The sequence below is a fragment of the Nocardiopsis yanglingensis genome, assembly GCF_045809185.1.
Lineage (GTDB): Bacteria > Pseudomonadota > Gammaproteobacteria > Xanthomonadales > Xanthomonadaceae > Stenotrophomonas > Stenotrophomonas yanglingensis.
The window spans coordinates 314,295-337,713 of sequence record NZ_JBJNRH010000002.1 but is presented as its reverse complement, the minus strand read 5'-3'; the positions used below and the strand labels follow the sequence as shown (position 1 = coordinate 337,713).

Genomic DNA, 23,419 nt, shown 5'->3' with positions numbered 1-23,419 from the left:
GGATGTCCTGATGCGCCGCAGCCTGATTCTGACCCTGCTCCTTGCGCTGAGCCTGCCGGTGGCCACGATGGCCCAGAGCGGCCTTCGCACCGAGGGTGATGTCGCCACCGCCAGTGGTGCGTACGAGGCCGAAGTGCCCGTCAACAGCCAAGCCGAAGCCGATCGCAACGGCGCCCTGGCCCGCGCCTTGAGCGTCGTACTGGGCAAATTGTCCGGCGATCGCAGCGTGATGTCGCGCCCTGGCGTGGCGCAGGCGCTGCGTAATGCCAAGGATTACGTGGCCAGCTACGACTACAAGCAGGACCAGAGCGTGGGCGCTGGCGGTGCCCCAAGCTTCCGGACGCTGCTCGTCGCCCGCTTCCGCGAGGATGACGTTGATTCGCTGGTGTCGGCGCTGGGCCTGCCCTTGTGGCCGCAGCCGCGACCGAAGCCGGTGCTGTGGCTGGCCGTCGACGACGGCAGCGGTCCGCGCCTGGTCAGCGTGCAGCAGGCCAACGCCGCGCGCCCATTGCTGAACCGCGCCATCGAGCGCGGCTACAAGCTGGGCCTGCCCAGCGGTGGTGCCGCCGAACAGGCACTGGCCGGTGCCATCTGGCGCCAGGACAGCGCCGCCGTGGCCCGCGCCTCTTCGCGCTACTCGCCGCCGATGCAGCTGATCGGCAAGCTGTACCGCGCCAACGGCGGCTGGCAGGCGGACTGGGTGTTCGTCGACAACGGCCGCGAGCTGAACAAGTGGACCAGCAAGGACGCCAACGCGATGCGCGCGATGGCGGCCGGTGCCGATGGCGCCGCCGATGCGCTGGTCAAGCGCTATGCCAAGGCCGGCGCGGCCGTGGGCCAGGCCGGCACCTACCGGGTGGTGGTCACCGGCATCAACAGTGCCGACGACTACCTGCGCCTGGCCGCCGGCCTGCGCGAGGTGCCGGTGGTGCGCAACGTCACCCCGCTGCATGCCTCGGCCGGCCAGCTGGAGCTGAGTCTGGAGATGACCACCGGCCTGGCCGGCTTCAACCGCATGCTGGGCGACAACGGCGTGCTGGTGCCGAGTGCGCCGCTGCCGGCGCTGCCGACGCCGATCGATGACACCACCGGTGCCCCGGTGGCCCCCCCGGTCAGCAACGAGTACCGCTTGCGATGACTCTGACCCCGGAAGCGGAAATCGCGCAGTTCCTGCGCCGCCTGAAGTACATCCTGTTCGCCGGCATGATCGGCTGGGTGGTGTGGCTGCTGGCGCCGATCCTGACCCCGTTCGTGCTGGCGCTGGCGCTGGCCTGGCTGGGCGATCCGCTGGTGGACCGCATCGAGGCCACCGGCCGCTCGCGCATGACCGGCGTGGTGCTGGTGTTCGCGGCGATGGTGCTGGTGATCGTGGCACTGCTGCTGGTGCTGGTGCCGATGATCGAGCGCCAGATCACCACCTTGATCGCGGTCGCGCCGCAGGCCCAGGCGTGGCTGATGGAGAAGGGCATTCCCTGGTTCGAGCAGAAGACCGGCCTGGAAGTGATGCAGTGGCTGGACCCGGACCGCCTGATCGAATGGGTGCGCAGCCACTGGCAGCAGGCCGGCGGATTCGCCACCACGTTCATGGGCTACGTCTCGCGCTCGGGCTTTGCGATGGTGACCTGGGTGGTCAACATCCTGCTCCTGCCGATCCTGGCGTTCTACTTCCTGCGTGACTGGGACAAGCTGGTCGAGCGGGTGGCGTCGGTGATCCCGCGCAACCAGATCGGCACCATCAGCGCGCTGGCGCGTGAATCCAACGAAGTGCTGGGGGCGTTCATCCGCGGCCAGTTCCTGGTGATGCTGGCGCTGGGCGTGATCTATGCCGGCGGCCTGTCGCTGGTCGGCCTCAAGCTCGGCCTGCTGATCGGCCTGATTGCCGGCCTGATCAGTTTCATTCCCTACCTGGGCGCGACCACCGGCATCCTGATGGCCATCGTGGCCGCGCTGGTGCAGGCACAGGGCTTCGACCTGAAGCTGCTGATACTGGTCGGTGTGGTGTTCACCGTGGGCCAGCTGCTGGAAAGCTACGTGCTGACCCCGCGGATTGTCGGCGACAAGATCGGCCTGCACCCGGTGGCAGTGATCTTCGCGGTGATGGCCGGCGGCCAGCTGTTCGGCTTCCTCGGCATGCTGCTGGCGCTGCCGGTGGCAGCGGTGACCAACGTGCTGCTGCGCTACGCGCACCAGCGTTATCGCCAGAGCGAGCTGTACGTGGGTGAGAAGCCGGCGATCGTGCTTGATGGCGTGGTCGATGCCCCCCATATCATCATTCCGAACGACAAGGGCCCCGACCTGAAGTGATGGGTGTGCCGCAACTGCCGCTGGCCCTGCATTACCCGCGGGACCAGCGCCTGGAGACCTTCATCGGCGCGCCGGATGGCGCGCTGGCGCAGCTGCGCGCGATCGCGGTGGGCGCGAGCCACGATTGGGTCTACCTGGAAGGTGCGGCGGGCACGGGCAAGACCCACCAGGCGCTGGCGATGTGCTCCAGCGCCGAGCAGGCCGGGCGGCTGCCGACCTACGTGCCGCTGGCCAGCGCCGCCGGCCGTGTACGTGCAGCGCTCGATGGGCTGGAAGCGCGCGAACTGGTGGCGCTGGACGGCCTGGACGAGGTTGCCGGCAACCGCGAGGACGAGATCGCGCTGTTCGATTTCCACAACCGTGCGCGCGCTGCGGGCGTGACCGTGCTGTACACCGCGCAGAAGGCGCCGGAAGAACTGGGCCTGGTGCTGCCCGATCTGCGTTCGCGGCTGGGCCAGTGCGTGCGCGTGCTGCTGCAGCCGCTGGACGAGGAAGGGCGGGCCGCGGTGCTGCGTGAGCGTGCACTGCGACGCGGCCTCGCCATCGACGAGGCGTCCATCGAGTGGCTGCTGTCGCATACCGGGCGCGAGCTGGGTGGGTTGATCACGCTGCTGGACTGGCTGGACCGCGAGTCGCTGGCGGCGAAGCGGCGGATCACCGTGCCGTTCCTGCGCCAGGTGCTGGAAGAAGGCCGGCCGCGTTACTGAGGGTGGGGTTTGCTTTGCAGGGCTGCGCCCTGCACCCGCCGAAGCAACGTCAACGTCAACGTCAAAAGCTGGCTTCCTGAGGGGAGGCGGGGTGGCTCAGGTTGCGGGGGACGGCGCAAGTACGTCCATGTAGCCTCGGTCGCGCCATCCATGGCGCTCACGCCCCCGCAACCTGAGCCACCCCGCCTTCGACAGGTTCCCGCGATCTGCCGGGACTGCGTACTGCACTGCTGTTGGTGGGTGTCGACCTTGGTCGACACGTGTCTTGCTTGTGGTGGGTGACGACCGTTGGTCGTCACCAGAGCAAGCGCAGCGAAGCGACCCGCTTTTGCTTTTCTTTCTTTCTTCCGTGGCTGGACGCCCACGGAAACTGTCAGAGGCCGGGCGGGTGGGCCATGCAGGGGCGTTGGCGCCATGGATGGCGCCATCGAGCTTACAGGGACGTACTTGCAGCGTCCCCTGCATGGCCCACCCGCCCGGCCAAACACGCGATCCGCTCTACGCGACCAACCACGAGGGGCTCAGCCGTTCGCCGCCAACTCCACATCCAGCGCGCGCAGGCGATCCACGGTCCCGACATCGGTCCAGCGTCCGCGATGGTGCTGCCCGGTCATCAGCCCTTGCGCCATGAAATGCTTCTGCAGCGGCACCACCGAGAACTTCGGCGGCAGCCGCTCGCTGCCCGGCGCATCACCGATCACCGTGCGCCAGTCGGCCACGATGGAAGGGCGATACACGCCGATGCCGGCATAGGTCAGGCAGGGTCCTGCGCGGTCGTGGTGCAGCACGCCCTGTGCATCGAGACGGTAGTCGCCGTCCGGGTGCTGCGCGGGGTTGTCGACCAGCACCAGGTGCGCCTGGCCCTGCGGTTCGCGGGGCAGGGTGGCGAAATCGAAATCGGTCCAGATGTCGCCGTTCACGACCAGGAACGGGGCGTCGCCCAGCACCGGCAATGCGTTGAGGATGCCGCCGCCGGTTTCCAGCGGGGTCTGCCCTTCGTACATGAAATGCAGGCGCAAGCCCCACTGGTTGCCGTCGCCCAGCGTCGCCGGGAACTGCTCGGCCAGCCATGCGGTGTTGATCACCACCTCGCGCACGCCGAGTGCGGCCAGGCGTTCCAGGTGCCAGACGATCAGCGGTTTGCCGGCCACTTCCAGCAGCGGCTTGGGCGTGTGCAGGGTCAGCGGGCGCATGCGCTCGCCGAGGCCGGCGGCAAAGATCAGTGCCTTCATCGGGCCACGCGCATCGGTGCAGCCAGTTCGGCCAGCGCCGGTTTGATGCGGTCTTCCAGCAGTTGCTGCAGCGGTGCCAGCTCGCGGTAGCGCGGCAGCACTTCATCCAGATAGGTGATGAAGCGCGGCGCGTCGTCGAGGTAATGGCCCTTGTTGTCGCGATAGCGCAGGCGGCAGAACAGGCCGAGGATCTTCACGTGGCGCTGGATGCCCATCCAGTCGGCATCGCGCAGGAAGGTGGCACGGTCGGGCACCGGCAGGCCGGCGTTGCGGGCGCGCTCGTGATACTGCGCCAGCCACTCGTCCACACGCTGCAGCGGCCAGCTCAGGAACGCGTCCTTGAACAGGCTCATCGCATCGTAGGCGATCGGGCCGCGCACCAGATCCTGGAAATCCAGCACTGCCGGACCATTCTCGACCGGCATCAGATTGCGCGGCATGTAGTCGCGATGGGTCATCAGCTGGGCCTGGCCCAGCGCGTTGTCCATCAACCTGCGGTGCACCAGCTGCAGCCCTTCAATCTCGCCGCAGTCCAGTTCCAGGTTCAGGTGGCGCTGCAGGAACCATTCGTCGAACAGGCCGGCATCGCGCTGCAGCAGTGCTTCGCCGAACTGGCCGAAGTCGGCCGGCACCGGGATCGCCTGCAGGCGCAGCAGCTGTTCGATCGAACGGCCGAACCATTCGTCAGCGTTGCGCTCGTCGAGGATCTTCGCCAGGGTCGGGCCGCCGAGATCTTCCAGCAGCAGGAACCCAGCATCGAGGTCCTGCGCCAGCAGCACGGGCACGCGCAGGCAGTGGTCGTGCAGCAGGCCGCGCATGCGCAGCCACGGCCGCGGATCTTCCAGCCCCGGCGGGGCGTCCATCACGATGTGGCTGCCACGGGTGCTGGTGGTGCGCCAGTAGCTGCGCATGCCGGCATCGACCGAGGCGCGTTCGACCACGGCGTTGGCATCATCGAGCTGGGTACGGGCCCACTGCAGGCGCTGCGCGCTGCGCTGGGGATCGGAGGCGGGTTCGGTCATGCAGGCATATCCGGGCGCGCCGGGCGCGCCAACGTCGGCAACAGGAAAGGAAGGAGGGGCAGGCTCAGCGGCGACCGCTGAACAGGCGCAGGATCGCCAGCACGACGACAGCGCCCACCACCGCACCGAAGAAACCGGCCGGTTCACCAGCGGCATACCAGCCCATGTACTGGCCGAACCAGCCTGCCAGCAGCGCGCCAAGGATGCCCAGCACGATGGTCAGCAGGCAGCCCATGCGGTTGTTGCCGGGCATGAAGAAACGCCCGAGCAGGCCAACGAAGAAGCCGACCAGGATGATGTAGAGCCAGCTGCTGCTGCCGAACAGACCATTCATGCGCGCGATTTCCACCAAGGGTGGACGCAGCCTAGCAAGGCCAGGCTGCGTCCGTCACGATGTGCCGTAATCAGCAGCAGCCGTGATCGCCGTGGCGGGTGCCACTGTCGGCAGCCACCGGCGAACCGCTGGTCTCGCCGCGCAGGCTGGCGGCGTAGTGCTCGCTGATCACCTTGGACACGCAGGCGGTGACCTTCTTGCCCATCGGGATGTGCAGGAACTCGTTCGGGCCGTGTGCATTGGAGTGCGGGCCGAGGACGCCGGTGATCATGAACTGGGCGCCCGGGAACTTCTCACCCAGCATGCCCATGAACGGGATCGAGCCGCCTTCGCCCATGTACATCGCCGGCTTGCCGAAGAAGGCCTGGCTGGCGTCGTCGATGGCCTGGGTCAGCCATGGCGCCATGGCCGGCGCGTTCCAGCCGGTGGAGGCCTTTTCCAGGTCCAGGGTGACGTGGGCGCCGTTCGGCGGATCGCGCAACAGCGCTTCCTTCAGCAGCTCACCGCAGGTCTTGCCATCGGCGGTCGGCGGCAGGCGCAGCGACAGCTTCACCGAGGTCTGCGGACGCAGCACGTTGCCGGCCGATTCCAGCGCCGGCATGCCACCTACGCCGGTGACCGACAGCGCAGGGCGCCACGTGCGGTTGAGCACCAGCTCGGTCAGGTCCTCGTTCATCGGACGCAGGCCGTCGACCATCGGGAATTTCTCGAAGATCTCGGTATCGACCACTTCGGCGGCACGCTTGGCCTGTTCCTGGCGCTCGGCCGGAATTTCAACGTTCATGCCGTCGATCAGGATGCGGCCGGTGTCCTGGTCCTCGATGCGCGACAGCAGCTGGCGCAGCAGGCGGAAGCTGGACGGCACCACGCCGGAGGCATCGCCGGAGTGCACGCCTTCGTTGAGCACCTTCACGGTGAAGTTGCCGCCAGTCAGGCCGCGCAGCGAGGTGGTGCACCACAGCTGGTCGTAGTTGGCGCAGCCCGAATCCAGGCACACCACCAACGACGGCTTGCCGATGCGGTCGGCGAGGTGGTCGACGTAGGCCGGCAGGTCGTAGCTGCCCGACTCTTCACAGGCTTCGATCAGCACCACGCAGCGGGCATGCGGCAGGCCCTGGGCCTGCAGCGCCAGCACCGCGGCCAGCGAGCCGAAGATGGCGTAGCCGTCGTCCGCACCGCCGCGGCCATACAGCTTGTCGCCGCGCAGGACCGGGGTCCACGGGCCGAGGTCGTCGTCCCAGCCGGTCATTTCCGGCTGCTTGTCCAGGTGGCCGTAGAGCAGGATGGTGTCGTCGCCGGTCTCGGCGCCGGTAGCCGGAATTTCCAGGAAGATCAGCGGGGTACGGCCTTCCAGGCGCACCACTTCAACCTTCAGGCCGGGCAGCTGCTGGGCCTTGGCCCAGTTCTCCATCAGCGTGACCGCCTGTTCCATGTAGCCGTTCTGCACCCAATTGGCGTCGAACATCGGCGACTTGTTGGGAATGCGGATGTAGTCGACCAGCTGCGGGACGATTTCGCTGTCCCACTTGTCATTGACGAATTGGCCGAGCTTGGCGCTGTCCATCTGAAACTCCGGTTGCATGGGCTGATCCGGCCATTCTACGCCTGTGCCGCGGGTAGGGTTTTTCCTACATCACGTCGGGTATTTGGCTGGCTTTTAGAAATCCAGGAAACCGATAGGCTGTGTGCATGTGGTGACGGACACTGTTCCTACCGACGGGATTGCCGGTCGGGACGGCCAGAATCACAAGGAGATACACGTCGTGCCTTGGAGTGTCGTGTTGAGGGCACTGGTGCTGGTCGTGTGGATCGCTGGGGCGCATGCCGCCGAACCGATCGACATCAACCGCGCCGATGCCCAGGCGCTGCAGCAGGGATTGACGATGGTCGGAGCCGCCAAGGCCGAGGCGATCGTCGAGCACCGGCGCAGACACGGCCCGTTTCATCGCGTCGAGGACCTGACGCAGGTGAAGGGGATAGGGAAAGCAATCGTCGAACGGAATCGACAGCGGATCACCGTAGGCAACAGGTTGTTGCCGGCGGATCCGGTACCTGGATCGGTACCGGTGCGGACCGTACCGAGGCGCTGACAGCAGGAACCGTCGGAACCGGCAGGAGGCTGGTTCACCGGTCACGGACAGGAAGGCCGTGACCACCGACCGCCGCAGGACGCGGCACCAATCACCAGGATGGTGGCATCACAGACCTGTGGAAGGGGCTGAGATACAAACAGGACAGACGCGGCCGCGTGCAGGATGCAACGCTACCCCCACAGCGCAGGATGCGAGGGGGCGGCAGCAGGCCGACAAGGACGTAACGATTGCCCGGTACGACACATGGCTGTGTCGCCGGGCAGTTTCATTTCCGGCGCCTGGTTTTGCCGCGGCCACCACGGGCCGATGGTGTACGGTGGCCGCTCCGCATGGAAAGGACCCCCGCTGGATGCTCCCGCACCGCCCCACGACCCTGATGCTCGCCCTTGCACTGGCCCTGCCGCTGCTGGCCCATGCCGCTGCGCCGACGTCGGCTGCCAAACCTGCAGCTGCCGCAGCCAGCACCGCCGAAGTGCGCGGACCGACCGACCTGAAGCCGGGCGAGTACCTGTGGCATCCGGAAATCTCGCCGACCGGCCCGATCGTGCTGGTGGTCAGCCTCGATGAGCAGCGCGCCTACGTGTACCGCAACGGCATTGCCATCGGCCTGACCACGATCAGCTCGGGCAAGGCCGGGCACGAGACGCCGACCGGTGTGTTCACCATCCTGCAGAAGGACAAGGACCACAAGTCCAACCTCTACAACAGCGCGCCGATGCCGTACATGCAGCGGCTGACCTGGGACGGCATCGCCCTGCATGGCGGCAGCCTGCCCGGGCACCCGGCCTCGCACGGCTGCGTGCGGCTGCCGCAGGCTTTCGCGCAGAAGCTGTTCAGTGAAACCCAGCGCGGCGACACCGTGGTCGTGGCCGATGCCAAGAGCTCGCCGATGACGCTGGCCTATCCGTCGGTGCTGGCGCCGGTCAACGCGCGTGGCCAGGCCCTGCCGGAGACCGAGGGCGGGGCGCCGGCGCAGGCCTGGTGGAACGACAGCGCGGCGCCGGCCGGGCAGGTCGGCATCCTGGTCAGCCTGCATGACCAGCGCCTGTATGTGCTGCGCGATGGCGTGATGATCGGCGAGTCGCCGCTGAAGGCCGATGCCCTGCCGGCATTCCAGGGCACCACCCTGTTTGTGATGGGGCAGGGCTACAGCGACACCCCCAGCCCGCTGGACGTGAACCAGCGCCTGCACCAGTGGACGGCCTATCCGCTGCTGGGCCAGGACCGTGCGCAGGCCACCCCGGACCTGCTGGCCACGCCCTCGCTGCCGATGGCGCTGCCGGCCGATTTCGCCCGCCAGCTGTACCAGGTGCTGGTTCCGGGCACGACCCTGCTGGTGACCTCGCTGCCGGCGGTCCGCCCAAGCCCGGCTGAATCCGGAATGCAGCCGGTCTTGGAATCCGAGCCGCCAGGGTCCACCCTCAAGGGCAACTGAGTCCCCCTGTTGTGCCCATGACTGCATCCCGCCTGTGCCGGCTGGCCGCGTTCGGCCTGCTGGCGACCTCGGCCAGCGCCCCGGCGCTGGCACAGACGCCCGCCCTTGCCACCAGCGCCGATGATCTGGCTGCCCTGCTGTCGCGCAGCGCGCCCAAGGCCGACCGCCACGTGTTGCAGCTGGCGGCGCACGCCATGCGCTGTGCGTTGCAGCGGCCGGAGCTGGGCATCAACGGTGATCGCCTCAGCGTGATCGACTACTCGCGCCCGTCCACCGAGCCGCGCCTGTGGGTGTTCGACCTGGCCCACCAGCGCCTGCTGTTCGAGGAATGGGTGGCGCATGGCCGCAACAGCGGCGAGAACCGCACCGAGCACTTCTCCAACCGCGATGGCAGTTTCATGTCCAGTCTCGGCGCGTTCACCGCGCAGGAGACCTACATGGGTGGCAACGGCTATTCGCTGCGCCTGGCCGGGCTGGAACCGGGCTTCAACGACCGCGCGCGCGATCGAGCGATCGTCATCCATGGTGCGCCGTACGTGAACCCGGCGATTGCGCAGCTGCAGGGGCGGCTCGGTCGCAGCCTGGGCTGTCCGGCGGTGCGCCTGTCGGTGGCGAAGCCGCTGATCGATGCGTTGCGTGGCGGCACGATGGTGTTTGCCTACTACCCCGACCAGGATTGGCTGAAGCACTCGCAGCTGCTGGCCGGCGAGTGCGGTGGCCAGGGCACGCTCGCCACGCGGTGATGCACGACGGCGCGCGGCATGATGCAATGCGCGGATGAACATCGACTCCCTGCTGCACACTCCGAGCCAGGTGATCTCAAGCCTGGATTACCGCCGCGAACGCTGGCGGAATGGACTTGGCTGGACCCGCGAGATCCTGCGCCTGCCTGCGCAGGGGGATGACTGGGCGCTGCGCCTGTCGGTGGCCGAGATCGAGCAGGACGCCGCGTTCTCCACCTTCCCCGGCGTGGAGCGCGAACTGGTGCTGCTGCAGGGCAATGGTGTGCGCCTGCGCTTCGACGATGGCCGTGTGGCCGAGGTGCTGCCGCCACACGGACGGGTGCGGTTTGCGGGTGAGGAAACCCTGCACGGTGAACTGGTCGATGGCACCACCCACGACTTCAACCTGATGTGGAAGCGCGAGCTGCTGCAGGCCGAACTGCTGCACCGGCCGCTGGTGGGCGCCATGTTCTTCTTCTGCGAACCGGGCGTGGCCTGGGCACTGCATCTGCTGGCCGGTCAGGCGGAGTTCGGTGCCGACAGCGGCCTGCCGGCGCTACGGGCCGGCGATACCGCGTGGTTGGCGGCCGGCGAACGGCAACGGCATGCGCTCACCGGTGGTGGCGAGTTGCTGGCGATCCGGGTGAGTGCGGCGGAGGGATGATTCCTGGGCGCCGGTTGGCACTATCCACGCATGGCGTGGATCTACTGCAAATGCGGTTGCCACCATGCCTGGACACGCTGTTCAGTAGATCCACGCCGTGCGTGGATGCGGCCGCCGATACCGCGTCACGGTGCGAACCAAGGTTCGCACCCACCAGAACGCGGTTCGCATCCGCCGAAGTGGAGCAGTAGATCCACGCCATGCGTGGATGCGGCGACCTCAATACACGTCGCGCCGGTAACGGCCGGCCAGCAGCAGTGCTTCCTTGCCCGCAACACCCAGCACCTGCTCGATCACCGCATCCACCGCCGGCGCCATGCCCTGCAGGCTGCCGCAGACCAGGATCGTGGCGCCTTCATCCGCCCACTGCCGCAGCGTTGCCGCTTCGGCCAGCAGCCGGTCCTGCACATAGCGATGCGCGCCGCCGTCGCGGCTGAACACTGCATCCAACCGCGCCAGCGTGTCGTCGGCCAGCATTGCCTGCAGTTCTTCACCGAAGTGGAAGTCGTACGCGGCGGTGCGCTCACCGAACAGCAGCCACGTCCGACGTGCGCCACTGCGGATACGTTCGTGCAGGTGCGCGCGCAGGCCGGCGATGCCGGTGCCATTGCCGATCAGCAGCAGCGGCACGTCGGCGGCCACGCCATGGAAATTGTCGTTGCGGCGCAGACGCAGCTGCACCGCTTCTCCGATGGCTGCGTAGTCGCACAGCCAGCCGCTGCCGATGCCGGGTGTGCCATCGGCGCGCAGTTGGCGGCGCAGCAGCAGCTCCACCGCGCCGTCGGCCATCACCGAGGCGATCGAGTACTCGCGATGCGGCAGCGGTTGCAGGGTCGCCAGCAGCGCTGGAAGATCACCCGGGGGAACCAATGAGGGCAGGTGCGAGCGCGCGACGCGTGCCAGCAACGTCTGCCCGTCATCCAGCACGGTGTCCGCATCGAAGCGTTGTGCGTCCAGCCAGGCACGCACGGTGTGCGATGCATGCTGCGGGCCGATTTCGGCGATGTCGCCGGCCTGCCATTGCACATCAACACCAACGGGTGGCTGCAGACGCAACCAGTACACCGGGCCGCCAGGGCTGCCCGGGTTCAGATGCTGACGCTGCAGCAGCGTCCACGGCTGATATTGGACCGGACTCCAGTCGGGTAGTTCACTGGCGCCACCGCCGAGTTGACCCAGCAACTGCTGCCAATGACGCAGCGCCGCCGGATCGGCGTTGTCGACTTCGATCGCATCGAACAGCGGGTGCGCGCCGTGCTGGCGCAGCCATTGGTCGAGCTGATGGCCGAACCCGCAGAAATGGCCATAGCTGCGGTCGCCCAGTGCGAGCACGCCGTATTTCAGGTGCTGCAGCGAGGGCGGCGTGGCCATCACCCCACGTAGGAAGGGCAGGGCGTGGTCGGGCGGATCACCTTCGCCGGTGGTGCTGGCGATGAACAGCGCGCGCTGGCTGTCGGCCAGCAACGCGGCGTCGACCTCATGCAGTCCGCGTACGCGCACTGGCACGCCGGCACCACGCAGGGCCTCGGCGCTGCGTTCGGCCAGCTCACGCGCGAAGCCGGTCTGGCTGGACCAGACCAGCAGGATCGGGGGCGTGTCACCGGTTGCGGCATCGTCGCGCGGGCGCCCGCGCCACCACAGGGCCACGCAGGCCAGCGCATACAACGCCGTGGCGACCACTGCGATCTGCGATTGCCGCGCCGGCGGCGCGCCCTGCCACCAGGCTTCGCCCAGATGGAGTCGCAGCAGCGCCCAGCCGATCACTGCCAGCAGGAACAGCACCAGCGCGTTGCCGAGCCACGCGCGCGACGGACGGGTGCTCATGCGCCCTGCTCATCGAGCAGGCGCTGGAAGGCGCTGCTGAGGAATTCGCGGGGGCCATCCGCTGCGCGTTGCAGGTAGCGCGCGGCCAGTCCTTCGCGCTCGGCCAGTGCCATGCCCTGTTCGCAACCGAGTACGGTCAGTGCGGTGGCCCAGGCATCGGCGTGCATGGCGTCGTCGGCCACCACCGTGACCGCCGCTGCAACCTGCCGCACCGGTCTGCCGGAGCGCGGGTCCAGGCTGTGACTGTAGGCCTCGCCATCGGCCTGGTACTGGTGCCAGCGATCGCCGGAGGTGGCCACCGCCTTGCCATCCAGTGCGAGCACGCGTGGCGGAGTGTCGGTGTGCGCGTCTTCTTCTGGTGCGGATTCCACCAGCACGCGCCACGGTTGGCCGTCCGGTTTCCGGCCGTAGCCGGCCAGTTCGCCGCCGACTTCGATCAGCGCTGCAGCAATGCCCTGTCCACGTAACCAGGCGGCCACGTGATCGACGCCGAAGCCCTTGGCGATCGCAGAGAGATCCAGTTCCAGTCCGCCCGGTTGCAGCAGCGCATCGTCCTGCCACTGCAGGCGCTGCCAACCGCAGCGATCACGCGTGGCCTGCAGGGTAGCGTCGTCGGGCTGGCGGCGTTCACCGGCATGTGCACCGAAGCCCCACAGTGCAACCAGCGGACCGATGGTGGGATCGAAGGCGCCGCCACTGGCGGAAGCGATGGCCTGTGCGCAGGCCAGAACGTGGCGGGTCTCGGCCGGCAGCACGCACCATTGGCCAGCGTCGGCGCGGTTGTAGCGGCTCAGATCCGAACCGCGCTCCCAGGTGCTCATCTGCGCGACCACCTCACCCAGTCGCGCCTGGATGCCGGCGTGCAGCGGGTGCAGGTCGCGCTGGCGCGACGCGACCAGCGACACACTCCAGGTGGTGCCCATGGTGGTGCCACCGAGGCGGGCGATGTCGAGCAGGGAATCGGTCATGGTGATGCGTTGCGGCGGCGATGCCGGGGAATGCCCGGCATCGCGGTCCACATTACTGCGGCAGCACTTCCAGCGTGGCGACGTAGCTCAGGCGGCGCTTGGCGGCCTGCTTCACCGACGTCTTGTTGTCCTCGGTACCGGTTTCCAGCCAGTACATGCCGGCTTCCGGCCAGGTCACCTTGATCTCGCCCTTGGCGTCGCTGGTCAGCTTCAGCTCGTCCTGCGCGTTGCGGTAGCGGGTGGCGCCACGCACGATCTCGAACTCCAGGCCGGCGGTCGGCTTGCCATCGACCAGCACGCGGAAGGTGGCTTCCTCGCCAGCGAACAGATCATTCGGGTGGCCGACGGCGACCAGCTCGATGCCACGGTTGGTCGGCTTCAGCGCGGTGTCGTTCGGCGCGCCGTTGGTGACGAAGGTCTCCACGCGACCGACCGACTGGCTCACTTCCAGCTTCTTCGCGTCCTTCGGCAGTTCACCGAAAGTAGCCACGCTGCCGCGCCAGCGCTTGCGCTCGCCGTTCTGCTCGTAGGTGGCGAACAGGCCGTCATTGACCGAGGCAAGGCGGTAGGTGCCGGGCTGCTTCAGCTCGACATCGAACACGCTGCGGTACTTGCCGGTGGACGCGTTCTGCGGCTGCACGGTGCTGCCGTCGGGCGCGGTGATCACCAGCGATTCCAGGCGCAGCGGTACATGGTTGAAGTAGAACAGGTCGTTGGAGACCGCACCGTCGACGGTGATCCACGGCGCGTTGCCGGCGATCACGGTCTGCGAGGGCAGCAGCCAGGCCTTGTGGGCCAGGGCGGAGAAGGGAAGGGCAGCGGCCAGAGCGGCGGCGAGGACGAGCGTGCGCTTCATGCGGAAGACTCCAGTTGGAAGGGGTCGGATCCCTTTCCATCGGAAAGGGCTCTGACCCCGGGGGATAGGGCGATGGGGTCAGAGCTCTTCCTGCGGAAGGGATCCGACCCCGGGTCAGGCGGTTAAGGTTTGACGGCGAGGGTGACCTGGCCCAGTTCGGTGGCGCCCTGTGCCTTGCCGTTCTGTGCGGCGGTGGCCGGCCAGGTGAAGGGGATTTTCAGCAGTTCGCGGCCGCCGACTTCGCGCACCGCTTCCACCACCAGGGTGTAGTTGCCCGGGGCCAGCTGCTTCAGTGCCGGCTGCTTGTCGTTGAACGACAGTGCGTGCTTGCCGGCCGGGCGGGTCGGGCCGGTCACGCCGTCCACCGGCACCTGCAGGGTGCGCCCGCTCTTGCGCCACCACTGGCGCAGGTCGGGCAGCCACTTGGTGCCATGGCCTTCGCTGTTGCTGGTCTGCTGGTACCAGACCGACAGGTTGGCCGCGACCTTCTGGTCTGCGCCTTCCAGCCACACCGCCACATACGGGCGGTGGTATTCGGCCACGTTGAGCTTGGGCACTTCGACGTTGATGTCGAGGGTGGTGGCATAGGCCGGCGAGGTGGCCAGCAGGCCGCTGAGGGCGATGGTCAGGGTGACGCGCATGGGGCGGCTCCGGAAACGAAGGAAAGTCAGTGGATCAGCAGCAGGGCGATCAGCAGCGGGATCATCAGGCCGAGGCCGACCAGCGGCCAGGTCATGCGCCGCTGCCGCGCATGCAGGTGCAGCAGGAACAGGCCGGTGATGCAGAACACCAGGCAGGCCACGGCGAACAGGTCCAGGAACCAACCCCACGCCGGGCCGGCATTGCGGCCCTTGTGCAGGTCGTTGAGGTAGGACACCACGCCGCGCGAGGTTGATTCGTACTCCACCGCGCCGGTCTCGCGATCGATGCTCAACCAGGCGTCGCCCCCCGGTCGTGGCAGCGACAGGTAGATCTCTTCGGGCGACCACTCGGCCGGGCGCCCGCCGATGGCGATGCCCAGCTGCGTGTCCAGCCATTGCCGGGCCGGGTGCGGAATCGGCGCGTTGCCGTCCTCGCGCGTGCCCAGCTGGCCCAGCAGCGCGGCCGGCAGTTCCAGATGCTGGCTCTGCACCTCGGGCTTGGCCTCGATCTTCGCGGCATGGTTGAGGGTCAGGCCGGTCACCGCGAACAGCAGCATGCCGATCAAGCACACCGCCGAGCTGATCCAGTGCCACTGGTGCAGCGTACGCAGCCAGAAGCCACGGTTCTGTTGCTGCTGCACGGTGGAAGAGGCAGGACGGCTCACGGCACGGTTCGAGGCGGACGGGGACTGCCCATTACATCATTGATGAGAATAGCTCGCAATTGCGTATCGTTCTGTATCCCTGGAGGAGGAGTGCCGGCGGCGGCCAGCGGCCGGCACTAACGTTGATCACTGGATCCACGCCATGCGTGGATGGAGCGGTGCCGACCAAGGTCGGCACCCACCCGGGCAGGGCAATGCCGGCCAGCGGCCGGCACTACCGTTACCGCCGGTCGGTAGATCCACGCCATGCGTGGATGAAGCGGTGCCGACCAAGGTTGGCACCCACCAGGGCAGGGCGGTGCCGACCAAGGTTGGCACCTACCGAAGCAGCGCGGTGCGCGGCGATCAGAACTTCGCGTTGAGCGAAATCCAGTAGCTGCGGCGCTGGTCCTTGGTCGCGTAATCATCCACGCAGCTGAACTCGCTGGGATTGAGCAGCAGGCACGACTGCGAAACGAAGTCCTTGTCGAACAGGTTGTTGACCCGTGCGTTGACCGTCAGCCACGGCGTGGCCTTCCAGCTGCCGCCCAGGTGGAAGATCGTGTAGTCCTCGTAATAGCGCACGTGGCGGGTGCCGGCGCTGTCGATGAGGGTGTCGCGGTAGCGGTCGTAGCGGCCCTCGCCGATCAGCGACAGGCTGACCGCTTCGTTGATCTGCCAGTTGAGGCTGGCGTTGGCCATGTGCTTTGCCGGCGTGGTGCCAGAGATCGGGCGTCCCTTGTCGGGGCCGCTGGTCTGCTCGCTCTTGGTCCAGGTGTAGTTGCCGCGCAGCTGCAGGGTGTCGTGCAGGTCGACATGCGCGGCCAGTTCGGCACCGCGGGTCTCGGCCTTGTCGATGTTCACGCTCTGGGTGAAGGTGCTGTAGCCCAGCGCCGCCCAGCCCGGGCCGATGTCCACGCAGTAACCGCTGCTGGCCGGCGCCACTTCGCAGTTCGGGAAGGTGCCGCCGCTGGCGATCTTGTCCTCGAACTTGTTGAAGAAGCCGGTCACGTTGAAGCCCCAGCGCTGGCCTTCGTAGTAGGCGGCCAGCTCATAGTTGGTGCTGGTTTCAGGCTTCAGGTTCGGCGAGCCCACCAGCGGCAGCACGCCCTGGCCACCGAAGCCGGTGATGCCCGGGAACAGCTGGTCCGGACGCGGCGTCTTGTAGCCGGTGCTGACGCCACCCTTGAAGGTCCACGCGTCGCTGGCGTTCCATACCAGGTAGCCGCGCGGACTGACGTGGCTGCCGAACACGTTGTGGTCGTCGTAGCGCAGGCCGAAGGTGGCGGTGAGGGTGTCGGTCAGCGACCAGTTGTCCTCGGCGAACAGGGCCCACATGCGGTGCTTCTGCTTGGTGTTGCTGCGGTAACCGGCGCCATCCATGCCGAACACGCCGTCGATCATGTCGGTGTCGTTGTACTGGCCGCCAACGGTCAGCTTGTGCGCGCCGAAGTCGAGGTCGAGCATGGTGTCGAGCACGTAGCCTTCCAGCTCCATGGTGCGCAGCGGACGCGGCAGGAATGCCTGCAGGCGTGCCATTTCACTCGGGTTGAGGGCGGCCAGTGCATTGCCACGGCCGGCCGCGCAGTTGTTGGCGCCGCCGGTGCGGCGGCAGACGTCGTTCCAAAGGGTCTGCAGGTTGGCGCGTTCGTCCAGGGTCAGCGGCAGCGAGCGGCCGAGGTTGCTGCTCTTGCTGTGGGTCAGCGAGGTCTGCCAGGTGCCGAAGCTGTAGCGGCCCTGGTGGGTCAGCGACAACTGGTCGCGCTCGTAGCGCTGGTAGGCGGTGTAGCCCACGCGCGGCTGCACCACGCGGCGGGTGACGGTGCCGCTGCCGTTCGGGTTGGGGATGACCGCGTTGCCGACGCGCCAGAGACTGGCCAGGCTGTCCAGCGTGCCGGTCTGGCCGTCGCTGTTGTCGTACTTCTGCCGCGACACGTCGTAGTCCAGCCACAGTTCGTGATCGTCGTTGACGCGGAAATCCAGGCGTACGCCAGTGTTCCAGTTGGTGTTGGCCACCGACTTGCCACCGCCGCCGAAGCCGATGCTGCGCTCCCACAGGCTGCCGTCCGGCAGGGTCAGTGCATCCCACTCCGGATTGGAGGCCTTGGCGTCGTAGTAGCTGCCGCGTACTGCCAGGCTGAGGCGGTCCTTCAGCAGCGGGCCGCTGAGGTACAGGTCGGTGGTGCGTGCATCACCGAACTGATCGTCCTGCTGCACGGTGAAGCCCTGGGTCACAGCGCCGTGCCAGCTGTCCTGGTTGCGACGGGTGATGATGTTGATGACGCCACCCATTGCATCCGAGCCGTACAGCGTGGACATCGGGCCGCGTACCACTTCGATGCGTTCGATCGCGTCCAGCGGCGGCAGGTAGGCGAACTGGCCGCCACCGAAGTTGTTCGGATACAGCTGGCCGACATTGCTCTGGCGACGGCCGTCGATCAGTACCAGGGTGTACTCGGACGGCAGGCCACGCATGGAAATGGTGGCGCGGCCGTTCTTGTCGCTGGCCTCCAGGCCGACGTCGATGCCTTCGACGTCGCGCAGCGCGTCGACCAGGTTGGTGTAGGGGCGCTTGCTGAGTTCTTCGCGGCTGACCACGCTGATGCTGGCCGGGGCGTCGACCACCTTCTGCTCGAAGCCGGAGGCGGTGACCACCACTTTGTCGAGCGTCTGCGGTGCGCCGGAAGCGTCACCGTGGGCGAGGGCAGGGGCGGTCATGGCCGCCAGCACGGCGCTGGTCAGCAGGGTACGGGACAGGGACGAACGGACACGATGGCGCTGGGCCATGGCAGTTACCTCGAAGGATGCAGGGTGGTGCGATGCCTGGCGCAAACGGCGCGGCATGCACGGGGAGGCCCGGTCAGGGGCGGCAGGGATGAAGCAGGCAGCGGCGTACAGGCGCGACCGCGAAGGCGGTCACGTCGGGCCGTGGATCAGGCGAGCGGCGGCGCCTGGCCGCGTTGCTGGCGACGCCCGGGCGCATCGGCCCAGGGCGTGTCCGGAGCGGCCAGCGGCCAGTCCGGGCGCACGCCGGGCATGGCCGGCGTGGCGGGTACGAGTTCCAGCTCAGTGCGCAGCCATTGGCTCGCCAGCAGCAGTGGCGGACGTGCCTTCTCGGCCGACTTCACCGGAGCGGACGCGCAGCGGCGCAGCTTGGCCGGTGCCTCTTCCTGCAGGGGGCCTTCGCCACCGCGTTCTTCCAGCGGCATCTGCACGGCCATTCCGGCCTGGGCGTGCGGCAGCAGCGGCAGGGTGCCCAGCAGCAAGGCCAGCATCGCCACCCACGCCAGCAGGCTGGCCAGCGCAGGACGCTGGCCGCGCATGGCGGTGCCCATCTTGCGATGGATGAGTGGACGAGGGCGAAGCGGGCGCAGCAAGCGGGGTCCCCAAAGGTCTGCCGGCAGCGGCCGGCATCAACGGGGCGTGATTGTAATGAGAGCTGTTAGCCGTTGCAAATGAGAATGATTGCCAAAATGTCGCAGGCCGGCCAGGTGGGGCTCAGACTTCGCTCCAGCGCCGCAGCAGGTTGTGGTACACGCCGGTCAGCTGCAGCACCGCCTCGGCGTCGCCGCCGGTCTGCCGCAGGCGCTCGATCGAGCCATCCATTTCCCACAGCAGGCGCCGCTGCACGTCGTCGCGGATCATGCTCTGCACCCAGAAGAACGAGGCAACGCGCGCGCCGCGGGTGACCGGCCGCACCTGGTGCAGGCTGCTGGACGGATATACGATCAGGTCGCCGGCCGGCAGCTTTACCTCGTGCTCGCCGTAGGTATCGCTGATGATCAGCTCGCCGCCCTCGTACTCCTCGGGCGCCGACAGGAACAGGCTGCAGGAGATGTCCGAGCGCAGCTGTTCGCCGTTGGCCAGGTTCATCACCGCGCCATCGACATGGAAGCCATAGGTGCCGCCCCCGCTGTAGCGGTTGAAGCGCGGCGGCAGGTACTTCAGCGGCAGCGCTGCGCTGAAGAACAGCGGGTGCCGGACCAGCGCGACGAGGATGATCTCGCCCAGTTCGCGGCGCAGCGGCGAGGCCTCGGGCAGCTGCTGGTTGTGCTTGGCCTGTGCGCCCAGGTGGCCCACGGTTTCGCGGCCATCGGTCCAGTCGGCGGCGTCGAGGCGGCGACGGAAATCGGCCACCTGGTCGGCGCTGAGAATGTCGGGGATGTGCAGCAGCATGCAGGACTCCTCAGAGGGACGGCGGTGCGACCAGGGCGCGCACCTGTGGATGCGGCGACGCGGCCAGCTCCGGCACGATGTGCGCCATGAACGCCGGGCTGCCGTGCGCCAGTGCGAGCCGCAGCCAATGCACGGCCTGCTCGACCTGGCCGGCCTGCAGCAGGATCGAGGCGTAGTTGGCCTGGCCGCGGAAATCACCGGCTTCGGCCGCGCGCTGGTACCAGGCGAGCGCCGCCTGCGGATCGGGTGCGGTATCCAGCCCGTCTTCGAGGTGGCGGGCCAGCAGGTTCATCGATTTGGCATGGCCCAGGTGCGCAGCACGGGTGTACAGGGCCAGTGCCTGCGCGCGGTCCTGCGGAACGCCGCGGCCGGTGGCCAGCAGGTTGGCCAGGTTGTAGAGGCCCCAGTCCAGCCCCGTGTCGGCCGCGCGCCGGTACCACACCGCGGCGAGTGTCGGGTTGGCCGCGGTGCCGTGGCCCAGCTCATGGCAGCGGCCGAGCATGTTCATCGCCATCGGCGCGCCGTTGTTGGCGGCGGTTTCGTACCAGAGCAGCGCGGCCGAGGCGTCCTGCGCGGTGCCTTTGCCTTCCATGTGCATCTGCGCGAGCAGCAGTTGTGCCTCGACCTGTCCAGCCTGCGCGGCGTCGCGCACGCGTGCGAACGCGGCCTGCGGATCATGCTGCAGCAGCTCGGCCAGGGCGTCGCTGTCGATGGGAGTGCGGGTAACCATGGGGTGAGTATCGCCGGAAACAAAAACGGCGGCAGGAGACCCTGCCGCCGTGGTGGAGCGGAGTTACATCAGAACTTCACGTTCAGTGCCAGGGTGGCCGAGCGACCCGGGGCGATGCTCGCGTAGTGCGAGGCATAGGCCTTGGTGAAGTAGGTCTTGTCGGTCAGGTTCTGCACGTTGAGCTGCAGGCTGATGTTGTCCTGGATCGCGTAGCTGGCCATCGCGTCGAAGCGGGTGTAGCTCGGGATCCACTTGGTGTTGGCGACATCACCGTACTGCTTGTCCGAGTAGAACGCGCCGGCGCCGATGGTCAGGCCGATCGGGAAGCGGTAGGTGGTCCACAGGTTGGCGCTGTGCTTGGCGGTGTTCGGGAACACGTTGCCGTTGTTCGGCGACGGCACGTAGACGTTGGACGGGCAGGTGCGGCCGGACACGGCGCACACAAAGCCGTTGTCCTTCAGTTCCGAATCCAGGTAGGTGTAGCCGCCGTACAGGCTCCAGGCATCGGTCAACTGGCCATTGAAGCCCAGTTCGAAGCCGTTGATTTCCTTCTTGCCAGCATTCTGGCTGGTGCCGTTGTCGATGGTCACACGTGCATTGTTCATCACGGTGTGGAAGATCGCCGCGGTCAGGTTCAGGCGGTTGTCCAGCAGGTCCCACTTGGTGCCGAGTTCGAGGTTCTTCGTATCCTGCGGCTTGAGGTCGGCCACCAGCCCGGTCAGGCCGTCGGAGCCATCGCCACCGTCCATGCCCGGCGGGGTCGAGGAGGTGCCCCACGACAGGTAAATGCTGCCGTTGGCCGCCGGCTTGAACACGACGCCGGCTTGGTAGTTCACGAAGTCGTTATCGTTGCGCAGGCGGGTCGGCGCTGCGTTGAGCACCGGCGTGGTCAGCGTAGTGCTGTAATCGTCATAACGCAGGCCGACGTTGAAGCTCCACTGTGCATTGAGCTCGATGGTGTCGAACAGATAGGCGGACTTGGTCTTGGTGCGCTGTTCAACGTCCAGCGCCTTGTTGCTGCGATAGACGATCTGACCGGCAGCCCACGGATCGTTCGGATTCGGATTGTTGAAGTCGGTGCAGTTGTAGTTGGTGGCGGCGCCGGACACGCGGCACACGGAGCTGTTGGCGGCAGTTTCCAGCGGATTGGCGGTGCCCGGCGTCATCAGGTAGCTGCCGCGGGTCATCTTCTCGTCGCTGTATTCCACGCCGGCGCTGTAGCTGTGCTTCAGTGCGCCGGTCTGGAAGGCGCCGGTCAGGCCGAGCTGATCAGCGAAGCTCTTGACGTCGACGGCGCGGCTGTTGGTGCGGCGCCACAAGGTGCCGTAATTGTTCGGGTTGCCCTTGCTGTCGTCGGGCTGGGTCCACAGGTAGTCGTTGCTGGTGTTGCCCAGGCGCGCGATGTTGCGCAGCTTGTGGCCGCCGAAATCGTAGCTGGCGTCCAGGGTGCTGATGTCGGCGCGGGTACGCTGGAAGTCACGGTCGACCAGGCCGTAGTAGTTGTTGCGGTCCGGCACCATCGGGCGGCCATCGCCATTCTTGGCCACGTTAGGGCCGCTGGTGAACGGGTTGTTGTACGGGAAGCCACCCGCGTCCGGCAGGTCATCGCTCTGCATGTGGTAGTGGCTGGCGATCAGCTGCGCCGGCCCGTTCAGGCCGAACGCGATCGACGGTGCGATGCCCCAGCGGCTGACATTGGCAGCGTCACGGCCGGCGATGTCCGACTCGTGCTTCATCAGGTTCAGGCGGGCGGCGATGCCATCGCCCAGCACGTAGTTGGCGTCCACGGTGCCGCGTGCGTAGCTGTCGGTACCGATGCCCATGCTGGCGCTGGTCTCGTTCTTCAGCTTCGGCGTCTTGCTCACCAGGTTCAGGCTGCCACCACCGGAGTCACGGCCGCCGTAGGCCGAGCTCGGGCCCTTGACCACTTCCACCTGCTCCAGGTCGAAGATCTCGCGGGTCTGCGAGCCGACATCGCGCAGGCCGTCGACGAAGATGTTGCTCTGCGAATCGAAGCCACGGATGAAGGGACGATCGCCGGTCGGGTTGCCGCCTTCGCCGGCACCGAAGGTGATGCCCGGCACCATGCGCAGCGCATCCTGCAGGTTGGTCGCACCGGTCTCGGCGATCAGCTTCTCCGACACGATCGATACCGACTTCGGGGTGTCCAGCAGCTCGGCGGTGAACTTCGGCGAGGACGGATTGAACCAGCTGCCGCGTACCTGCACCTTGTCCAGGTCGGTGGCCTTGCGGGAGCCGTCGGCGCTGTCGGCAGCCTGTGCGGCCAGCGGCGCGAAACCGGCGGCCAGGGTGGCGGTGGCGAGCAGGGAAACGCGCGGAGCGTGCTTGCGGGACGTGATGTGGGTCATGGCTGTAGGTAGTGGCTTGGATCGGGAAAGGGCGAGAGCGAGCCGGCGCAGATGGGCATGCGGCGACAGGCGGGAAGTGGGTTCTGTAGAGCCGAGCCATGCTCGGCTGGCAGGAAACGCAATCAGGCGCACGGCAACGGCCGCAGGGCGCCTCAGCTGGCGTGCGGTGCGGGCGGAGCGTGGCCGGGGTTCAACCGCAGTGCGGGATCACGCAGCTGCCAGCGCAGAGCGTCGGAACGCCACAGCGGAACATGCGCGACCAGGGCGGCGCGCGGGGGGGGCAGTCCGGTACAGGGCGTGGCACCCTCGCCATCCAGCGGCGGCTCGGGTGCTGGCGCGGCATGGTGCGGGCACTCGTCCGCCGGCGGGGCCGGCATCGGCATGACCTGCTGCAGATTTTCAGCGTGTGCCTGCCAGCCGTGGGTGGCCGGGTTGTTGCCGCGTCCTTCGTGCAGTGCCGACCAGCCCAGCAGCAGTGTCAGCAGCGCGGCCACGAGCAGCGGCCACCCTTGACGGGCAAGCTGGCACAGCGTGGCGGTGGGCGCGGGCGAAGCCATGGCGCGGAGGCGGAGTCGTTACGAAGATGTTACGTAGAATAACATCAACGATAATGATTCGCATGTGCGGGGCGTGGCGCGTCGCCGGGGCGGCCCTGGAGTGGCCTGGGAAGGCCCTCACGGCCTTCTGGTAGAGCCACC

The 23,419-nt window shown here is 67.5% G+C and carries 22 protein-coding genes; 7 read left to right on the top strand and 15 right to left on the bottom strand.

What is annotated here, in order from left to right:
* Positions 1-10 precede the first annotated feature (10 nt).
* The 3 genes from ACJ7C5_RS04765 to hda are packed head-to-tail and all read left to right on the top strand — an operon-like array spanning position 11 to position 3,011.
* Positions 11-1,138: a DUF2066 domain-containing protein gene (locus ACJ7C5_RS04765; RefSeq protein ID WP_412703211.1), complete on the top strand. Its 1,128-nt coding sequence runs from the start codon at positions 11-13 to the stop codon at positions 1,136-1,138.
* On the top strand, positions 1,135-2,304 hold the full coding sequence (locus tag ACJ7C5_RS04760; protein WP_097048724.1) for an AI-2E family transporter: 1,170 nt from the start codon (positions 1,135-1,137) through the stop codon (positions 2,302-2,304). Before ACJ7C5_RS04765 ends, ACJ7C5_RS04760 begins: the two co-directional genes overlap by 4 nt.
* Positions 2,304-3,011: a DnaA regulatory inactivator Hda gene (gene hda, locus ACJ7C5_RS04755; protein ID WP_032130359.1), complete on the top strand. Its 708-nt coding sequence runs from the start codon at positions 2,304-2,306 to the stop codon at positions 3,009-3,011. Before ACJ7C5_RS04760 ends, hda begins: the two co-directional genes overlap by 1 nt.
* A 521-nt stretch (positions 3,012-3,532) precedes the next feature.
* Here the strand turns inward: hda and murU are convergent.
* The 4 genes from murU to ACJ7C5_RS04735 all read right to left on the bottom strand — a co-directional run bounded on the left by murU (position 3,533) and on the right by ACJ7C5_RS04735 (position 7,181).
* Positions 3,533-4,243 carry an N-acetylmuramate alpha-1-phosphate uridylyltransferase MurU gene (murU, locus tag ACJ7C5_RS04750; protein WP_412703210.1) on the bottom strand — a complete coding sequence of 237 codons (711 nt, stop codon included), beginning with the start codon at positions 4,241-4,243 and terminating at the stop codon, positions 3,533-3,535.
* Positions 4,240-5,265 carry an aminoglycoside phosphotransferase family protein gene (locus ACJ7C5_RS04745; RefSeq protein WP_412703209.1) on the bottom strand — a complete coding sequence of 342 codons (1,026 nt, stop codon included), beginning with the start codon at positions 5,263-5,265 and terminating at the stop codon, positions 4,240-4,242. The genes murU and ACJ7C5_RS04745 overlap by 4 nt, the downstream gene beginning before the upstream one ends.
* Positions 5,266-5,329: 64 nt before the next feature.
* Positions 5,330-5,599, bottom strand: coding sequence for a GlsB/YeaQ/YmgE family stress response membrane protein (locus tag ACJ7C5_RS04740; RefSeq protein ID WP_088024918.1), 270 nt, complete (start codon positions 5,597-5,599; stop codon positions 5,330-5,332).
* A 70-nt stretch (positions 5,600-5,669) separates the two neighbouring features.
* On the bottom strand, positions 5,670-7,181 hold the full coding sequence (locus ACJ7C5_RS04735) for a M20 family metallopeptidase (RefSeq protein WP_412703208.1): 1,512 nt from the start codon (positions 7,179-7,181) through the stop codon (positions 5,670-5,672).
* Positions 7,182-7,380: 199 nt separating this feature from the next.
* Here ACJ7C5_RS04735 and ACJ7C5_RS04730 point away from each other — a divergent pair, with 199 nt between their 5' ends.
* The 4 genes from ACJ7C5_RS04730 (at position 7,381) to ACJ7C5_RS04715 (ending at position 10,513) form a co-directional block, all read left to right on the top strand.
* Positions 7,381-7,689 carry a ComEA family DNA-binding protein gene (locus ACJ7C5_RS04730; protein ID WP_153856456.1) on the top strand — a complete coding sequence of 103 codons (309 nt, stop codon included), beginning with the start codon at positions 7,381-7,383 and terminating at the stop codon, positions 7,687-7,689.
* 352 nt (positions 7,690-8,041) lie between these two features.
* Entirely contained in the window at positions 8,042-9,127 is a 1,086-nt protein-coding gene (locus ACJ7C5_RS04725) for a L,D-transpeptidase (RefSeq protein ID WP_412703207.1), read from the top strand.
* Positions 9,128-9,144: 17 nt separating this feature from the next.
* Positions 9,145-9,870, top strand: coding sequence for a murein L,D-transpeptidase catalytic domain family protein (locus ACJ7C5_RS04720; protein WP_412703206.1), 726 nt, complete (start codon positions 9,145-9,147; stop codon positions 9,868-9,870).
* A 34-nt stretch (positions 9,871-9,904) separates the two neighbouring features.
* Entirely contained in the window at positions 9,905-10,513 is a 609-nt protein-coding gene (locus ACJ7C5_RS04715) for a HutD/Ves family protein (RefSeq protein WP_412703205.1), read from the top strand.
* A 219-nt stretch (positions 10,514-10,732) separates the two neighbouring features.
* Here ACJ7C5_RS04715 and ACJ7C5_RS04710 read toward each other — a convergent pair whose 3' ends face one another.
* From ACJ7C5_RS04710 to ACJ7C5_RS04660, 11 genes are all read right to left on the bottom strand, one after another.
* Positions 10,733-12,337 (bottom strand): sulfite reductase subunit alpha, encoded by a 1,605-nt coding sequence (locus ACJ7C5_RS04710; protein WP_412703204.1) that lies wholly within the window; start codon positions 12,335-12,337, stop codon positions 10,733-10,735.
* Positions 12,334-13,305: an FAD:protein FMN transferase gene (locus tag ACJ7C5_RS04705; protein ID WP_412703203.1), complete on the bottom strand. Its 972-nt coding sequence runs from the start codon at positions 13,303-13,305 to the stop codon at positions 12,334-12,336. The genes ACJ7C5_RS04710 and ACJ7C5_RS04705 overlap by 4 nt, the downstream gene beginning before the upstream one ends.
* Before the next feature lie 52 nt (positions 13,306-13,357).
* Complete coding sequence (locus ACJ7C5_RS04700) at positions 13,358-14,161, bottom strand: DUF4198 domain-containing protein (protein WP_412703202.1); 804 nt, start codon at positions 14,159-14,161, stop codon at positions 13,358-13,360.
* Between the two features lie 122 nt (positions 14,162-14,283).
* Positions 14,284-14,802, bottom strand: a complete 519-nt coding sequence (locus ACJ7C5_RS04695; RefSeq protein WP_004147429.1) for a DUF2271 domain-containing protein — start codon at positions 14,800-14,802, stop codon at positions 14,284-14,286.
* 26 nt (positions 14,803-14,828) lie between these two features.
* A complete protein-coding gene (locus ACJ7C5_RS04690) occupies positions 14,829-15,467 on the bottom strand; it encodes a PepSY-associated TM helix domain-containing protein (RefSeq protein WP_412703201.1) in 639 nt (212 codons plus the stop codon).
* Positions 15,468-15,812: 345 nt separating this feature from the next.
* Positions 15,813-18,233: a TonB-dependent receptor domain-containing protein gene (locus ACJ7C5_RS04685; protein WP_412703200.1), complete on the bottom strand. Its 2,421-nt coding sequence runs from the start codon at positions 18,231-18,233 to the stop codon at positions 15,813-15,815.
* A 146-nt stretch (positions 18,234-18,379) separates the two neighbouring features.
* Complete coding sequence (locus tag ACJ7C5_RS04680) at positions 18,380-18,781, bottom strand: hypothetical protein (protein WP_180854101.1); 402 nt, start codon at positions 18,779-18,781, stop codon at positions 18,380-18,382.
* A gap of 163 nt (positions 18,782-18,944) precedes the next feature.
* Positions 18,945-19,622, bottom strand: coding sequence for a Fe2+-dependent dioxygenase (locus tag ACJ7C5_RS04675; protein WP_412703199.1), 678 nt, complete (start codon positions 19,620-19,622; stop codon positions 18,945-18,947).
* Between the two features lie 10 nt (positions 19,623-19,632).
* A complete protein-coding gene (locus ACJ7C5_RS04670; RefSeq protein WP_412703198.1) occupies positions 19,633-20,352 on the bottom strand; it encodes a tetratricopeptide repeat protein in 720 nt (239 codons plus the stop codon).
* A 68-nt stretch (positions 20,353-20,420) separates the two neighbouring features.
* Positions 20,421-22,721: a TonB-dependent receptor gene (locus tag ACJ7C5_RS04665; RefSeq protein ID WP_412703197.1), complete on the bottom strand. Its 2,301-nt coding sequence runs from the start codon at positions 22,719-22,721 to the stop codon at positions 20,421-20,423.
* 152 nt (positions 22,722-22,873) lie between these two features.
* Positions 22,874-23,278, bottom strand: coding sequence for a hypothetical protein (locus tag ACJ7C5_RS04660; protein ID WP_097049932.1), 405 nt, complete (start codon positions 23,276-23,278; stop codon positions 22,874-22,876).
* Between the last annotated feature and the right edge of the window lie 141 nt (positions 23,279-23,419).